Raw genomic sequence first — 15,422 nt, 5'->3', positions numbered from 1 at the left:
TCGAGCACATCGACGGTTCGACGGGAAGCGTTCGGGAGCGGTTCACTCCTCGGCGGCCTCGCGCAGGTCGGCGAGGTGGCTGCGAACGACGCGGAGCGTCGCGTCGGCGTCGGCGTAGCCGTCGTCGTATTCGGAGAGCGCTGCGTCGGTCTTGTCGAGAAAGTCCTCGACTGCTGTGTCCAGTTCGTCGGTCATCATCGCACCTCGTAGGAGACGCCGGTGTCGCGGAGGGCGTCGGTCACCCGGCCGACCCCGTCGGCCATGGCCACGACGACGACCGAGAGACCGCGAGAGGCGGCGTCGGCGGCAACTTCGCCGGCGGCGAAGTACGTCGCCGGATCCACGTCGACGGAACGCAGCGCGCCGACGGCCTCGACCCCCGAGGCGACGACCAGATCGGCACCGTCGCAGGCGTCGGCCAGGTCGTCGAGTCGGTCGTCGTCGGGGCGGCCCGAGCGGATCGACGGCACCTGGAGAACCCGGACCTCACCGGGGTCCAGATCGATGACCCCTTCGAAGCCGGTGACACCGACGACCGCGCCCGCGGCGGCGTCGGTCGTGGCGACGCCGGTGGCAGCTTCGGTCTGGGCCGCTCCGCCGTCGGGATCGAGCGGCGTCGCGTGCTGGAGCCCCTCGCGCATCGACAGCGAGACCGTGTCGCCCTCCTCGATGGCGTCGGTGGCGACGGCGGCGTCCTCCTGAACTGAACCCAGCACGTCGTCGGTGACGTGCTCGGCGAAGCGGCGCACGTCCGCGGCGGCCTGGAGCGTCCAGTCGACGCCCTCGGTGGTGACGCGGTAGCGCGAGCGGCCCTGTTTCTCGACGAGGCCGTCCTCGACGAGGTCGCGGATGTACTCGCTGACGGCCTGGCTGGTCACGCCGACGGCCTCGGCGATCTCGCCCTGGCTGACCGCCGGCTGGCGCTCGGCGATCTCCACGAGGACGCGAAACCGCGTCGCCGCGCGCTTGTTCGCGAGGACGTCGACCATACTCCCGTCTGGGGACCCCGCCGGTATAAATCTCCCCGCCGTGGGTCGGCCCCTGCGACGCCGTGTCATCCCCGGGAAAGCGCTTTTTTGCTGGCCCGCCCGCGTCGAAGTGTGTCCGACCTGTTCCCCGAGCGCGTCGAGACCGAGCGGCTGGTCCTCGAAGCGGCGACGACGGAGACCGTCGACCCGCTCGCACTGTACGAACACGTCCGCGAGGGCGCGCCCCATATCGACGAGATCACCGAATACGTCACCTGGGACCCGCACGAGACGCCGAGAGAGAGCGCGGAGTTCCTCGAACTGGTCACCGACGAACGCCAGGGCGGGGAGGGCGCGACCTACGTGATCCGCCCGAAACCGGGTGAGGACGGCGCGGGCGAGTTCGCGGGCCTCACCGGTCTCGCCGTCGACTGGGACGCGAAGACCGCGACGTTCGGCGCGTGGCTCCGAAAGCCGTTCTGGGGCCGCGGCTACTCCGGCGAGCGCGCGGCCGCGTTCATGGAGGTGGCTTTCGACCGGCTCGACCTCGAAACGGTGGTCGTGACCGTCCACGACGGTAACGAGAAGTCCCGAAAAGCCGTCTCACGGTACGTCGAAGCCCACGGCGGCCGCCGCGAGGGTCTCCTGCGGAACTTCGAGGTGAACGTGGACGGCTCGGTCGCCGACGTACATCGGTTCACCGTTACCGCCGCCGAGTACCGGGCGACGACGGCGGACGACGAGTAGGGGGCGAACGCGGTCGACCGTCCCGGCGGTGCGTCAGGCATTTGCCGACCGGGTACCGAGAGTCGGGCGATGGACCCCGAGTATCGCGACCGGGCGGCGTACATCGACGGCACGCTCGTCCTCGCGGACACCCACTTCGGGAAGGTCGAGGCCTCGACCGTCGAGTTCCCGATCGGCGCCGGCGAGGACTGCGTCGAGCGCCTGGCGGGGTTGCTCGACCGCTTCGAGCCCGACGAAGTCGTCCTCGCCGGCGACGTGTTCCACTCGTTCGACTACGTGCCCGATTCGGCCGACGAGGCGCTGTCGGGCGTGGTCCGGGCGGTCCGGGAGGCGGGCGCGCGCCTCGTCGTCGTGGAGGGTAACCACGACACGATGCTCGGCGCGGCCTATTCGGGGGAACTCCACGACGAGTACGAACTCGACACGGACGGCGAGGAGACTGTCGTGGTGACCCACGGCCACGAGGAGCCCGACGCCGCGGCCGACGCCTACGTCGTCGGCCACGACCACCCGGCCATCGAGATCGAGGGCCAGAAACGCCCCTGCTTTCTCGTCGGCGACGGCGCCTATCGCCGCTCGGACGTGCTCGTGCTCCCGTCGTTCAACCGCCTCGTCGAAGGCGTCTCGGTCAACGGCCGCGTCGGGACGGCGCGGCCGGAACTGTCGCCCGTCGTCACCGGCGTCTCGCAGTACCGACCGGTCGTCTTCGACGAAGAGAGCGAGGAGACGCTCACGTTTCCGCCGCTCGGTCAGTTCTCGCGAATGCTGTGACGGGACCGGCGAGCGTATCGACGTCCAGTTTCACAAAGCCTGACTGATCGAAGAGGCATTTCACTGGCGTTTATAACGAAAATCTACGAACAATACTAGGCTGTCTAGAATGTATGTCCATGACGATTAAGTACTGTAGGTTGGTAGCAATGACCACAGATGATCGAGACGACTATCGAGACCGTAACGACTCCGAGCGCGCGGACGATCACGCCCGAGACGCCCGTGACCGAGGCGGCCGAGCAGCTGCGGGCGCCCGACGCGTCGGCGCTGGTCGTGCTCGACGCGGAGGCGGTCCTCGGCGTCGTCACCGAGGGCGACATCGTCGCGATGGTCGCCGAGACCGACGAGCGACCGCCGGTTCGGGCGATCATGTCCGCGCCGGTGACGACGATCACTCCGGGGACGTCTGTGTACGAGGCCGCCGAGCGGATGCGGACCGTCGGCGTGAAACACCTGCCTGTCGTCGACGACGGCGTGTTCCGCGGACTGGTCTCGGCGTCGTCGCTGGCGCCGTACTGCTCGCGGCAGAACACCGACGTGGACTGGACCGACGACCCACTGCGCTTCGACGGGTCCGGTACGACCGGCGTGACCGCTGGCGACTGAGCCGAGTCGGCCGTCGGCGACTCAGACCGTGTCCGAGACGGCCTCGGCCGCGACCTGACCGCTCTCCAGGGCGCCCTGGATCGACGACCACTGCGTGTAGTCGCCGGCGAGGCAGACTGCTCCCTCGGGCGCGTCGACGGCGGGGAGACCGTCGCGGAAGCCCGGCGGCTGGTCGAACTGGGCGAACTCGATCCGGTCGGTGGCGAGAAGTTCGAGCTCGTCGAATCGGTGTTCGGGGTACCAGGTGACCAGGGCGTCGCGGACGGCGGTCGCGAGTTCCTCGTCGGAGCGGTCGGGGACGCCGAGCGTCGTCGCCGAGAGCAGTGCGTGGCCGTCGGGCGCGTACTCCGGCGCGACGGTCGACAGCGGAGCGATCGTGTTCGGACAGCTGTCGACCGCGTTGAGGACGAGTCGGTGGCCGGTATCGAGCGACCGATGTTCGCGGGTCCGGAAGTACTGGGTGACACAGCCGCGCGCGTCGGTCGGGATCGACTCGACACCGGTCAGTTCTCGGGCGCGCTTGGGGTCGGTCGCGACGACCGCGGCGTCGGCGTCGACCGTCTCCGACCCGGCTTCGACGGTCGCCTCGCCCGCGCCACCGTCGACGGCGGTGACCTCGGTTCCGGTCTCGATGGACACACCAGCGTCGCGGGCGCGGACGGCGAGCTGGTCGGAGATAGCACCCATACCGTCGGCGGGGACGGCGGTGGCGCCCCGCGAGAGCATCGAGAAGGTGTAGCGGAAGATCCCCGCGTCGGTCGACAGCGAGCGGTCGAGCGTGATACCACCGTAGAACGGCGCGGCGAAGTTCTCGACGAACTTCTCGGAGAACCCCTTCCTGTCGAGGTACTCGCGGATGCTCTCGGTCGGCCCGTCGAGGAGGGCGTCGGGGTCGGCGTTGCCGAGTTCGCGGCGGAGCTGGAGGACGCGGAGCTTGTCCATCAGGGTCACGTCGGGGTTGAGTGCCGATTCGATGGCGGAGAGCGGGGCCCGAAACGGGTCGGCGAGCGTCGAACGGTGGTCCGGGCGGGCGATGGTCGCACCGGGGGCGAAGGTGCGAAGGTCCAGCGCGTCGAGGTCGAGTTCCTCGCGGACGGCGGGATAGGCGGTGAACATCACCTGGAACCCGCGGTCGAGCGTGAACCCATCGACCTCGCGCGAACGAACGCGCCCACCCAGCTCGTCGCGGCGTTCGAACAGCGTCACGTCCGCGCCGTCCCGGGCCAGGCGCCGCGCGGCGACCAGGCCAGCCAGTCCTCCGCCGACGATGACGACCTCACTCATACCCTCCCCTTCGGCCCGACCCACTAAACGCCCCCTGTCTCCGGTCGCCGTCGGGCGCCGCCCCACGAGGCGAACGCGTTCGCCGCTCCCCCAGCCACGAACGAACAGTGCTTAGTCGGTCCGAGCCTGCGAGCCCGATATGGATACGACCACGTCGCTCGACGGCCTCGTCTGCGTCGACTGCGCGGCGACCCACGACCCCGCGACCGCCCCGCGCCGGTGCCCGGACTGCGAGGGCGTCCTCCGCGCGAGCTACGACCACGCAACCGTCGACGTGACCCGCGAGTCGCTCGCCGACGAGCGCTTCGACGGGATCGCCCGTTTCGCCGACCTGCTCCCGTTCCCCGGCGACGCCCTCGCGACGCTCGACGAGGGGACGACACCGCTGGTCGCCGCACCCGAGTTCGCCGACGAGCTGGGCGTCGGGGCCGTCTACCTCAAAGACGAGGGTGCGAACCCGACCGGCACGACCGCCGACCGGGGGACCGCCCTCGCCGTGACCGCCGCGCGCGACCACGGCGCCGAGGAGGTCGCGCTCCCGACGACGGGCGACGCCGGCCAGAGCGCCGCCGCCTACGCCGCCCGCACCGGCCTCGACTCGGAGGCGTTCGTTCCGACGCGCTCGACGTTCGTCGCCAAGGCGATGACCAACGTCCACGGCGGCGACATGAGCGTCGTCGAGGGGCGCTACCCCGACGCCGTCGACGCCTTCGAGTCCGCGATGGCCGACGACGACGACGCCGACTGGCACTCGCTGGCGCCCTTCGACACTCCCTACCGCCACGAAGGTGCCAAGACGCTGTTGTTCGAGGTCGTCGAGCAGCTCGACTGGGCGGTCCCCGACGCCGTCGTCCACCCGACCGGCCACGGCCTCGGCGTCGTCGGCAGCCACCTCGCCGCCGAGCAACTGCAGGCGGCGGGCCTCGTCGAGGAGTCGCCCGCGCTCCACGTCGGCCAGCCCGAACACTGTGCGCCCGTCGTCGCTGCCGACGACGAGGGGGCGGACGACACCGAACTCTGGGAGCGGCCCGATACGCTGATCGGTTCGCTGGAGGTCCCCGACCCGGCCGGCGGCGCGCTCGCGCTCGACGCCGTCCGGGACACCGGCGGCTGGGCCGTCGGCGCCAGCGACGACGACGCGCTCGAAGCCGCAGTTCAGCTGAACGAGGAAGGCATCGAGGTCAGCGCCACCGGCGGCGTCGGCGCCGCGGCGGCCCAGGAACTGGCCGACGGCGGCCACCTCGGGGGCGACGACGTCGTCGTGCTCGTCAACCCCGTCGCGGGGTCCAAGGAGAACGACGTGCTCCGCAGCCACCTGATGCGGAAAGGGGTCTGAAGCGGTCGAGAACGGTGAAACGTCCGGACGGCGCGCGCTGTCGCGCGCTCTCGTGCGCGCGACCGTAGCCGCGCGAGGGATGAGCGAACACAGTGAGCGAATCGGCTGGGGAGGTGTGTGGTATGGCGCTGTGCGGGTCGCCTGGTGGACTGAACGGGCGAGGCGCGCGTGGCGGCGAAGCCGCCACGGCTTGCGGCGGTCGGCTCCGCCGACCGCCCTGCTCGCGTGCAGTTCAGTCGTCTGCGCGACCCCTATTCGCGCGGGCGGTGCGGAGAGCGCGGATATGGCGCGCAGCGACCGCGAGCGGGTCGAGGGCTTTCATCAGTCGTTGTCTCTCGCACGTTCGTCCACTCGGAGAACGCAACCGAATCACGCCAGCGTCGCGTTGGCGAGCGTCACGGTCTGGGTCGTCCCGCGCATCGACCCGGTCCAGACGACCCGCACCGAATCGCCGGACTCCAGGTAGACCCCCACGCTGCGCTCGGCGTCGAGGTAGCTCCCGTCGCCGTCGCTGTCGACGCGCGGGTCGTCGATCGTCAGCGAGTCGCCGGGCCGGACCGGATACCCCACCCCGCGCTTGGTCGCGCCGGGTGCATCGCTCACCCAGACGACCTCCTCGGTCGTCCCGGTCGAGCCGTCGAGGACGACGAGGGAGAGCCGTTCGGTCGTCCGGTCGACGATCGGGTCGCCGCCGGCGTGTTCGACGGTCATCGTTCCCGTCTGCGAATCGAACGACACGGAGAAGTCGGCGCCGGGGCTGTCCCGGCGGAGTTCGTCGTCGAGGTAGACCACCGAGCCGACGAGCCCGCCAACGACGGCGAGCGCGACCAGCCAGACGACCCATCGCTCGACCCCGCCGCGCTCGTCGCCGACCAGCCGGGACGACCCTCTCGTCATTACCCGACGCAACTCGCGCCTGGTAGTTAGGTGTCGGGGTCCCGCGGCTGGCGACCGAACTGACTCCTCGGTGGAGCGGCGCTCACGTGACCGTCAACACGAAGAAGAAGGCGAGGACGACCTCGTTGACGAGCCAGGCGTTGTCGTTCATCCAGTCGCGGATCCGCGGCAGGGCCGTCTCCGCGCGGTCACCGAGCAGGAGGACACCGAGCGAGGGCAGCGCGAGCAACAGCAGGGTCAGCGCGACGAACGGCGCGGCGTCGACCAGCGGGAGGTCGTTCGAAGCGAGGTACGACCCGACAGCGACCGACGTGATGATGTCGGTCGGGAACACGCCGAGCAGCAGGAATCCGAGTCGGAAGGAGAATCGCGGCGTGGCCCGCTCCAGTTTCCCCATCCACTTCGGCGGCTCGGACTCCTCGCGCCCGAGGAACGTCGAGATCATCGCCGCGAGGATCAGGACGAGCACCACCGTCGAGAGGAGTCCGTTCGAGTCGTCGCCGGCCCTTCGCGACCCGATGCCGAGGAAGTACGCCAGCGCGACCACCGTCGAGATAGAGAGCGCCGCCCCGGAGACGAACAGCGCGGAGTTGCGCCGCCAATCCCGACTCGTCGCCAGGAAGATCGCCGAGAGGATCTGCGGACCGGCGACCATCACGATCGCGAGCGGCAGTATCGTGAGGAAGCTCATCGCCCGACCTCCCGCCGCCCGGCTATCACGGCCCCGGCCGCGGGTCGCCGCGTTCGGCCCGAGACGTGTGAACGCACGCACACGACTGCGACCGCGAACCGAATCAGCGTATTGCAGGCGCTCTCAAGGCCAGCGGCGGTCGGCGCCGGCGGCGGGGAGCGAGTCGACCGGCCGCGTCAGTCGTCCGCGGCCTCGTGGATCGCCTCGCCTCGATACAGTCGCTCGGCGATGGCGAACGTCTGCTCGTTCTCCCGTCGGGTCGGGAAGTGCGCGGCCATGTACCTGGCGGGCGCGATCAACGCCAACCGACGCTCGCTATCGCTCTCGGCGGCCGCGAACTGCGCGAACCCGCCCTCGACGTTCTGGAGGGTGTGAAAGCCCGCGTCCTCTCGGAGGAGTCCCTCGGCCATCGTCCGCTTCAGGGCGTCGGGATCGCCGCCGGCGTCGAAGTGCCGGGAGACGATCCGCCCGGCCTCGTCGACGCGGCCCTGCTCGTCGAACGTCGAGAGCAGCCGCTCGCGCAGCTCGGCGGGCTCCTCGTCCTCACCGGCGCCGACTTCGGGTAGCGGCGCGGCGGGCTGGTTGAGGAAGCGGTCGAGGTAGACCGACATCGCGCCCTGCCAGCAGGCACGGTACAGGTCGTCGGCGTCGGTACGACTCGCCAGCCGTTCGCTCGCGTTGGCGAAGGAGAAGGTGTGATGGACCGTGTTCCAGTCGCCGAACTCGTTGCTGGTGGCGAACCCCGCGACCCGCCGGAGCGCCGCGACGGCGACGGCGTGAGCGAGTTGCTCGGTCGTCGCGCCCGCGGCGACCGCCTCCCGGAGCGCCTCGTCGATGGCGCGGGCGTCGTCGCCCAGCAGTCGGTCGACGAAGTCGTCGGGGCGGTCCCAGGTCTTCCCGTCGCCCGCTGCGGCGAGGTCGGGGACGTCGTCGTCAGCGTCGAAACAGAGCTGCGCCACGTCGACCGGCTGGCGCCAGGAACTGCTCTCCTCGGCCCGGGAGCCGCCGGTGATCGTGTCGACCGTCGCGGCGAGCACGTCCGGCGCCCGGTCCCAGCCGACGTGGTCCAGCGTCTCGAAGGCCTTGTTGACGAAGTCGACCGTGTGGCTGCTGTTCATGTAGAGGTGGTCGGTCGCGGCGGCGACGAGGATCTCCGCCAGATCCTCGGGCGGCAGGGTCGCCGTCGCCGCCCGCAGGCAGCGCTCGGCACCGTCCGAGTCCCGCACCTCGCAGGTCTCGCGGAACCACGACTTGAGTCGGTCCTTGCCGAGGTCCTCGTTGCTCAGCGCGTACTGGTCGAATCTGGGTGGCTCGCCCGCGCAGTTGCTCGCCACCTCGCGGAGACCGAGGAACATCGCCCGTCGTTTCTCGTCGTGGTCGACCTCGTCGTAGAGGTTCGCCATCGCGCCCAGCGTCGTCAGGCCCCGACCCCAGCCGTCGACCCGGTACGTCGTCCCGAAGTCGACCGCCGTCTCCAGCGGCGTCGAAAAGCCCTCGTCGTGGTGGTCGAGGTGGATCGCGCTCTTGGCGAGCACGAGCGAGAGGTTCTCCGAGAGACCGTCGACCAGACGGTTGCGCCAGTGGACCTCCGGCGCCACGTCCGTCTCCGGATCGGGGTCGACGTAGACGATGCCGTCGCGGACCGCCGTCGGGAACGTCTGCACGTCGTCGGCCCAGATGTCGAAGGTGTCCCCACAGGAGAGTTCGAACCGCGCGTGGTGCCAGTGACAGGTCAGCAGGCCGTCCTCGACGCTCCCCTTCGCGAGCGGGAAGCCCATATGCGGACAGCGGTTGTCGACCCCGTACACCTCGCCCTCGTGGTGAAAGAGCGCGACGCTGTGGCCGCCGACCGTCGTCACCGCGCGGCCGTCTTCCCGCAGTGTCTCGACGTCCGCGGCCTCTTCGTAGCCGTCCGGCCCGTCTGTGGGCTCCGTTGCCATGGCACAACGATCGGTCGCCGTCGGTAAAGGGGTTCGCTGAACTCGATTTTTGAACCGGGATTGTCACGACGCTACCGGCGAGTGCCGGGTCCACCGTTAGGTCGGCGACGGACCAACTTCGCGGGGATGCCAGACAGAAAGGAGGGACGAGACAAACAGGCGCGCGACCGGGAGAACCGACAGCGGCGGCGTGAGATCATAGAGGAGCTGGAGCGATGGGAGGAGACCGAGCCACCGCTCGACGACAGCGAGCTCGACGAGCTCGACGCGGAGCTGGCGTCGGTGACCTTCCCCGCGACCGGAGCCGACGTCGTCGAGGCGGTCGGCGACCGAGCGATCGACTCCGCGGAAGGGACCCACGACGTCGCCGAACTGGTTCCGCGGACGGAGACCGACACCTACGAAGGCCCCGAAGCGGTCCGCGCACGGGTCCAGCGACCGACCGTCGCCGCGGCGATGAAACGGGTAGTCGAGGCGGCCGACGACCACCAGTCCGCCGAGTTCGGGAGTTCGCAGTACGAGGCCTACGAGCGGACGCTCCGGGAGCTGAAAGCGATCGACGCCGACGACGACGACGAGGGCGTCGAAGTGATCGCCGACTGGCTCGTCGAACGGATCCGCGAGCGGGAGACACTTCCGGGGTCACGTGACGTGCGCCGCCGCGCCGCCGACTTCTGCCGGTCGAACGACTACGAAGTCCGCAACGACGAGTGGCTCGGGGTGTAGGACGGAGTTCACCGGCCATCGGGGCATCCGCCCACAGAAATTTCTCGGTCGAACCTGACTGGCCGACATGGAACGCGTCGCGTTCGACGACGACGAGCCGACCGACGTATCGGCGGCGGGTACCGACCGCCGCGGGCTCTCCGGCCCGCTGGGCACCGACGGCGTGTCGATCAACCGCTACCGAGTCCCCCCGGGTGAGGGGTTCCCGAGCGGCCTCCACGCTCACGTCGACCAAGAGGAGGTCTTCGTCGTCCTCGACGGAACCGCGACCTTCGAGACGCTCCCCGGTCGCGACCCTGACGACCCCGACGACGCTGGCGCTCTTCAGACCGCCCGCGAGATCACCGTCGAGGCGGCCGAGGCGGTCCGGTTCGCCCCCGAGGAGTACCAGTCGGGGTACAACCGCGGCGAATCGGATCTGGTCGCACTCGCCGTCGGTGCGCCCCGCGAAACAGCCGACGTTCGCGTGCCCGTTCGCTGTCTCGGCTGCGGCGAGGCCGATTTCGCGCTCGACGCCAGCGGGGACGAACTCGCGTTCGTCTGTCCGGGCTGCGACACCGAGCGCGTCCCGGCACCGTGTCCCGACTGCGGGAGCGACGCGCTGACGCTGACGCTGGACGACGGGGGTATCGTCGCCGTCTGCGACGGCTGCAGCGCGGCATTCGACGAGCCGCCGTATCGAGACTGAGTCCGAACGGGTTCGTTCCGGACAGAAGACACTTACTATAGGGCGCGGGACGCTTCGGCATACGTCGCCGCCAGTTCCTCGCCGCCCTGCCGCTCGCGACCGGCTTCGCCGGCTGTGCCGGCGGACCCGATTCGCCCGAAACGGACTCTCCGGGCCGAGATACTCCGCCTGCAACGAGCGAGACGGCCACTTCCACAGCGACGGCGGAGTCTACCGCCACCGAGTCGCTCCCGACGGTCCCGACGGTCCTCCGGGCGTCGTACCGTCACATCGTGAACGTGGACGGCATCGGCGTGACCGAGCCGACCCGTTCCCAGTTCGCGTTCGTCTCCCTGCCGGCCGGCGAACTCGGTCGACCGCCCGAGGCGTTCGCGCTCGAACTCGTGGACCGGCGGTTCGAGCCGGCGCGATCCGTCGAGGGGATACACAACCGGACGCCCGGCGTATCGTCGGTGTACACGGACGAGCGACGAGAGGGCGCTCTCCGATTCGACGTGCCGACCGTCGAGACCGAGAGCGCCGCGCTCGCGGTGGACGGTCGTCGTTACCCGCTGTCGGGGTCGGACGTGACGGAGCTGGCCTCGGCGCCCGACCTCTCGCTATCGAGCGTGTCGATCCCCGAGCCCATCCCCGCTGACGGCTCGATCGAACTCGGCGTGACCGCTACCAACGACGGCGACCGCGAGGGGCGCTTCCTCGCGGGCTTCCGTCACAGCGGCCTCCCGAAGCGGGTCGACGTGACGGTCCCGCCCGGCGAGACGGCCTCGAACTCCGTCCGCTACGACGTGTTCTACGACGAGGGGTCGATGTCCTTCGCGTTCGACTACCCCGGCGACGACCGGGACTACGAAGTAGCGATCGAGCCAGCCTCGACGCCGTCCGAGACGGCCTCGATGCCGCCCGAGACCGACGACACTCCGGTCGAGACCGCCGCGAGTCGAGACCCGTTCTATTGAAGTACCTCAATCGACTACACCGGCACAAGCGATGAGCGAGGACTTCTACGAGGTGCTGGGGGTTTCCCGAGACGCCAGCGAGGAGGATATCCAGGAGGCCTACCGGGAGAAAGCCCGGGAGTATCACCCCGACGTGAGCGACGAGGACGACGCCGAGGAGAAGTTCAAGCAGGTCAAGAAAGCCAAGGAGGTCCTCACCGACGAGGAACAACGGCAGATGTACGACCAGCTCGGCCACGACCGCTACGTCGAGGCAGACAAACACGGCGCCACCGACAACGGCGGTGCCGGCGGCGTGGGGGGGATGGGCGGTATGGGGGGCATGGGCGGTGGCGGCGGCCAAGGGCCCTTCGGCGACATGTCCGACATCTTCGAGACGTTCTTCGGTGGGGGCGGCGGCCGCGGCGACTCGAACAGGCCTCGACAAGGCCGGGACCTCCGAACGACCCTCGAGATCGACCTCGAAGACGCCTACCACGGCGTCGAGAAGGAACTGAACGTCACCCGCCCGGACAGCTGTCCCGACTGCAACGGCCAGGGCCACCCACCCGATACCGACTCCCGGCAGTGTCCCGAGTGCAACGGGCGCGGCCAGACCACGACCACCCAGCAGACGCCGATGGGCCGAGTCCAGCAACGCCAGACCTGCCGGCGCTGCGAGGGCGAGGGCACCGTCTACGAGGAGACCTGTTCGACCTGTCGCGGCGACGGCGTCGTCCGCGAGGACGCCAGCCTCTCCGTCGAGATCCCCGCCGGTATCGAGGACGGCCAGACCCTCCGCATGGAGCGTGAAGGCGCCCCCGGGGAGCGCGGCGGCCCCAAAGGCGACCTGCTGATCGAGGTCTCGGTGCGGGAGCATCCGGACTTCGACCGCGAGGGCGCCGACCTGCACCACCAGGAGCCCATCTCCTTCCCGCAGGCTGTCTTCGGCGACACCGTCGAGGTGTCGACCGTCGACGGCGCCGTCGAACTCGACGTGCCCGCCGGCACCCAGAGCGGCGAGACGTTCCGGCTCTCCGGCAAGGGCATGCCCCGCCTCCGACGGCGCGGTGACGGCGACCTGTACGTCCAGGTCCAGGTCGTCACGCCCGACGACCTCAACGCCGAACAGCGCGAAGCCCTCGAGGCTTTCGCCGAGGCCGGCGGCGAGGAGGTCGACGTCGGCCAGGGCTTCTTCGAGAAGATCAAAGACTCGTTCTGACGACGGGGAGCCGTCCCGCCCGGTCCGGGTCTCGTGAGGACACGCACGACGGCCCGGACCGCCGCACCGCTATTTGCCGTACTGGAGGCGTTCGGTCACGAGACCTCGGACCCCGCCGCCGTCTCAGAACTTCGCGGCCCGGAGCGCAGCCTCGACGTGGTCGTAGGGGTCCTCTGTGACGCTGGGGCCGTGGCCGGTGTGCATCTCGGCCAGTTCCGGCGAGACGGCGTCGCGGAGGTACTCGATGTTGTCGATCAGGACTCCGCGGTCGCCCTCGGGGAGGTCCGTCCGGCCGAAGCTCCCGTTGGCGAACACGAGGTCACCCGCGAACAGGACCTCGGGGCCGGCGGCGTAGAGACAGAGGTGGTCGTCCTTGTGACCGGGGGTGTGCAACGCCTCGTAGCTGTGGTCGCCTATCTGGACGGAGTCGCCGTCGGCGATGGCGTGGTCGACGAGTTCGTGGTCGGGGTCGAAGCCCCACACGTCGCAGTCGAACGCCTCGACGAGGGCACCAGTGTTGCCGACGTGGTCGGGATGGGTGTGGGTGAGGACGACGGCGTCGAGGGCAGTGTCGCGGTCGCGGACTTCGGCGGCGGCGTCGAACTCGCTGCCGGCGTCGACGAGGACGGTGCGCTCGCCGGTGACGAGGAAGGCGTTGCTGGTGAAGACCTGCTGGCCGCGGGCGACGTTTTCGATCACGGCCGTCGATACTCGCGCCGGAGCGGTGAGGGTACCGGTTCGCGACTGGCCCGGCGCGACCGGGGTCGGGGCTCCGTGCCACGACCGCCGCGGTCGGGGCGACCATCGGGGGTTCCGCGAGGTCGGCGAGACGGAGGAAAACCCGTCACGTGGCGCTATCACGCGAACGACTCGGACCCACAGGGCTATGTGTGATGAACGATAACGACGCCGTAGAGAGCAGATGACAGGATCGGAAACGCCAGTCGTGCTCATCGTCGAGGACGAGCCCGACGTCGCGGAGACGTACAACCTCTGGCTCGCCGACGACTACGCGGTCCGGATGGCCGGGAGCGGCGACGAGGGACTGGCCGAACTCGACGACGAGGTCGACGTGGTCCTCCTCGACCGGATGATGCCGGGGCTCTCCGGTGACGAGGTGTTAGCGCGGATCCGAGAGCGTGAGCTCGACTGCAGGGTGGCGATGGTGACGGCGGTCGAGCCCGACTTCGACATCCTGGAGATGGGGTTCGACGCGTATCTCTGCAAGCCGATCCGGAGCCAGCAGCTCCACGAGACGGTCGAGAACCTGCTGGAACGGTCGGCTTACGACGACATGCTACAGGAGTACTACTCGCTGGTCGAGAAACAGGCGACGCTCGAAGCGACCAAGAGCAGCGCCGAACTCGCCGACAACGAGGAGTATCTCGGACTCCGCGAACGGGTGGACGAACTGCAGGAGGACCTGTCGGACACGTTGGGTGGTATCGACGACGACGAAGACTTCATCGCGACCCTGCGGGGACTGAGCGATGTCGAGGAGTAGTGATTCCGAGACGATGTACGATCTGACCGACGTGCTCGACTTCGAGGCGTTGGAGTCGGTCCGCCCGGGGTCGAACATCCTCGTCTCCGGCCCCGCCATGAGCGGCAAAGAGGACCTGGCGCTGTCGGTGCTGGCCGACGGTGCCGAGCGCGACCAGGGCTCGCTCGTCGTCACCACGGGCGACCGCGCCGAGAACGTCCTCGAAGACTTCCTCGATCGCGCGCCCCGAGCGGACGAATCGAGGATCAGCGTCGTCGACTGCCGCGGCGACGGCAGCCGCCGCGGCGAGGCCACCGCCGCCGGCAGCTACGTCTACCACGTCTCCTCGCCCGGCGATCTCACCGGCATCGGTATCGGGATCACCGAGTGCCTCGAGTACCTCCACAACAACGGCGCCGACAACGGGCGCTTCGCGCTCACCTCGCTGTCGACGATGCTCACCTACACGGACCGCAAGACCGTCTTCAAGTTCTGCCACGTCCTCTCCTCGCGGTTCGACTCCGCCGGCTACCTCGGCCTGTTCACCATCGACTCCTCGGCCCACGACGACCAGACCCTGCAGGTCATCAAACAGGCCTTCGACGGCATGATCGAGATCCGCGAGGAAGACGGCCGCCGCGAGGCTCGCGTCCTCGGCCTCGCCGGCCAGCCCACCGACTGGCAGGAGTTCTGATCGGTTCTCGCACCCGCCACCACGGTGGCGGCGCTCCCGTTCGAACTCCGCCGTTCGGCTCCCTTCGCGAACCAGTCGCGATCGATCGTTCCGAGAATTCGTGTACGGATAATCGATATTAGGACCACACCACTTCATTGTAGACAAGACTTATGTCCGAAAGCGCCAGATGTGGAAATGCAACGGTCGGAGTGAAACAGCGTCCGGCCGAGCACGTTCGAGCCGTCGGGGGACGACCCCGAGCCGACGAGTATCGCACGCGAACTAGCCACTGCCAGCCACTGCAGCCACCACCACCACTGGCCCACTACCGTGGTGCTGTCATCGGAACGGCTACTCGGCTACGGGTAGCTTTTTGACATCGCGACGGGCGGCGGCCTCCGGCCGCCACTCTCCCGTCGACCGAACCGCCCCCGCTAGCGATGGCTGGG

The 15,422-nt window shown here is 69.4% G+C and carries 17 protein-coding genes; 10 read left to right on the top strand and 7 right to left on the bottom strand.

Going from position 1 to position 15,422, the window contains the following annotated elements; translation table 11 throughout:
- Window positions 1-42: 42 nt before the first annotated feature.
- Window positions 43-195, bottom strand: a complete 153-nt coding sequence (locus tag I7X12_RS16750; RefSeq protein ID WP_198061175.1) for a hypothetical protein — start codon at window positions 193-195, stop codon at window positions 43-45.
- Entirely contained in the window at window positions 195-989 is a 795-nt protein-coding gene (locus tag I7X12_RS16745; RefSeq protein WP_198061174.1) for a DUF7839 domain-containing protein, read from the bottom strand. Before I7X12_RS16745 ends, I7X12_RS16750 begins: the two co-directional genes overlap by 1 nt.
- 111 nt (window positions 990-1,100) lie before the next feature.
- Between I7X12_RS16745 and I7X12_RS16740 the strand changes: the two genes are divergently transcribed.
- From I7X12_RS16740 to I7X12_RS16730, 3 genes are all read left to right on the top strand, one after another.
- Entirely contained in the window at window positions 1,101-1,715 is a 615-nt protein-coding gene (locus tag I7X12_RS16740) for a GNAT family N-acetyltransferase (RefSeq protein WP_394355615.1), read from the top strand.
- A gap of 69 nt (window positions 1,716-1,784) precedes the next feature.
- Window positions 1,785-2,486, top strand: a complete 702-nt coding sequence (locus I7X12_RS16735) for a metallophosphoesterase (RefSeq protein ID WP_198061173.1) — start codon at window positions 1,785-1,787, stop codon at window positions 2,484-2,486.
- Window positions 2,487-2,645: 159 nt separating this feature from the next.
- Window positions 2,646-3,095, top strand: a complete 450-nt coding sequence (locus I7X12_RS16730) for a CBS domain-containing protein (protein ID WP_198061172.1) — start codon at window positions 2,646-2,648, stop codon at window positions 3,093-3,095.
- Between the two features lie 21 nt (window positions 3,096-3,116).
- Here I7X12_RS16730 and I7X12_RS16725 read toward each other — a convergent pair whose 3' ends face one another.
- Entirely contained in the window at window positions 3,117-4,379 is a 1,263-nt protein-coding gene (locus I7X12_RS16725; protein WP_198061171.1) for an NAD(P)/FAD-dependent oxidoreductase, read from the bottom strand.
- 139 nt (window positions 4,380-4,518) lie between these two features.
- Between I7X12_RS16725 and I7X12_RS16720 the strand changes: the two genes are divergently transcribed.
- Window positions 4,519-5,715: a threonine synthase gene (locus I7X12_RS16720; RefSeq protein ID WP_198061170.1), complete on the top strand. Its 1,197-nt coding sequence runs from the start codon at window positions 4,519-4,521 to the stop codon at window positions 5,713-5,715.
- 369 nt (window positions 5,716-6,084) lie between these two features.
- Here the strand turns inward: I7X12_RS16720 and I7X12_RS16715 are convergent, their stop codons facing one another.
- From I7X12_RS16715 to I7X12_RS16705, 3 genes are all read right to left on the bottom strand, one after another.
- A complete protein-coding gene (locus tag I7X12_RS16715) occupies window positions 6,085-6,612 on the bottom strand; it encodes a type IV pilin (RefSeq protein ID WP_198061169.1) in 528 nt (175 codons plus the stop codon).
- A gap of 82 nt (window positions 6,613-6,694) precedes the next feature.
- Window positions 6,695-7,303 carry a GAP family protein gene (locus I7X12_RS16710; RefSeq protein WP_198061168.1) on the bottom strand — a complete coding sequence of 203 codons (609 nt, stop codon included), beginning with the start codon at window positions 7,301-7,303 and terminating at the stop codon, window positions 6,695-6,697.
- Window positions 7,304-7,479: 176 nt separating this feature from the next.
- Window positions 7,480-9,243 (bottom strand): Rieske (2Fe-2S) protein, encoded by a 1,764-nt coding sequence (locus I7X12_RS16705; RefSeq protein ID WP_198061167.1) that lies wholly within the window; start codon window positions 9,241-9,243, stop codon window positions 7,480-7,482.
- A gap of 126 nt (window positions 9,244-9,369) precedes the next feature.
- On the opposite strand from I7X12_RS16705, the gene I7X12_RS16700 reads away from it, so the two are divergent.
- The 4 genes from I7X12_RS16700 (at window position 9,370) to dnaJ (ending at window position 12,814) form a co-directional block, all read left to right on the top strand.
- Window positions 9,370-9,969, top strand: coding sequence for a DUF5789 family protein (locus tag I7X12_RS16700; RefSeq protein WP_198061166.1), 600 nt, complete (start codon window positions 9,370-9,372; stop codon window positions 9,967-9,969).
- A 67-nt stretch (window positions 9,970-10,036) separates the two neighbouring features.
- Complete coding sequence (locus tag I7X12_RS16695; RefSeq protein WP_198061165.1) at window positions 10,037-10,657, top strand: cupin; 621 nt, start codon at window positions 10,037-10,039, stop codon at window positions 10,655-10,657.
- A gap of 293 nt (window positions 10,658-10,950) precedes the next feature.
- The gene (locus I7X12_RS16690; protein WP_198061164.1) at window positions 10,951-11,613 is read left to right on the top strand and encodes a hypothetical protein; all 663 of its coding nucleotides are present in this window, start codon (window positions 10,951-10,953) and stop codon (window positions 11,611-11,613) included.
- Between the two features lie 31 nt (window positions 11,614-11,644).
- Window positions 11,645-12,814 (top strand): molecular chaperone DnaJ, encoded by a 1,170-nt coding sequence (gene dnaJ / locus I7X12_RS16685; protein ID WP_198061163.1) that lies wholly within the window; start codon window positions 11,645-11,647, stop codon window positions 12,812-12,814.
- 123 nt (window positions 12,815-12,937) lie between these two features.
- Here dnaJ and I7X12_RS16680 read toward each other — a convergent pair whose 3' ends face one another.
- Window positions 12,938-13,513, bottom strand: a complete 576-nt coding sequence (locus I7X12_RS16680) for an MBL fold metallo-hydrolase (protein WP_198061162.1) — start codon at window positions 13,511-13,513, stop codon at window positions 12,938-12,940.
- A gap of 223 nt (window positions 13,514-13,736) precedes the next feature.
- Between I7X12_RS16680 and I7X12_RS16675 the strand changes: the two genes are divergently transcribed.
- Together I7X12_RS16675 and I7X12_RS16670 are read left to right on the top strand one after the other, a co-directional pair.
- Window positions 13,737-14,318 carry a HalX domain-containing protein gene (locus tag I7X12_RS16675; protein ID WP_198061161.1) on the top strand — a complete coding sequence of 194 codons (582 nt, stop codon included), beginning with the start codon at window positions 13,737-13,739 and terminating at the stop codon, window positions 14,316-14,318.
- A 13-nt stretch (window positions 14,319-14,331) separates the two neighbouring features.
- Complete coding sequence (locus I7X12_RS16670) at window positions 14,332-14,991, top strand: RAD55 family ATPase (RefSeq protein ID WP_198061160.1); 660 nt, start codon at window positions 14,332-14,334, stop codon at window positions 14,989-14,991.
- Window positions 14,992-15,422: the final 431 nt, after the last annotated feature.

The sequence above is a fragment of the Halosimplex litoreum genome, assembly GCF_016065055.1.
In the GTDB taxonomy this organism is placed as follows: domain Archaea; phylum Halobacteriota; class Halobacteria; order Halobacteriales; family Haloarculaceae; genus Halosimplex; species Halosimplex litoreum.
Note: the sequence above shows the minus strand (reverse complement) of the source record. Positions and strands in the feature narration are given on the sequence as shown.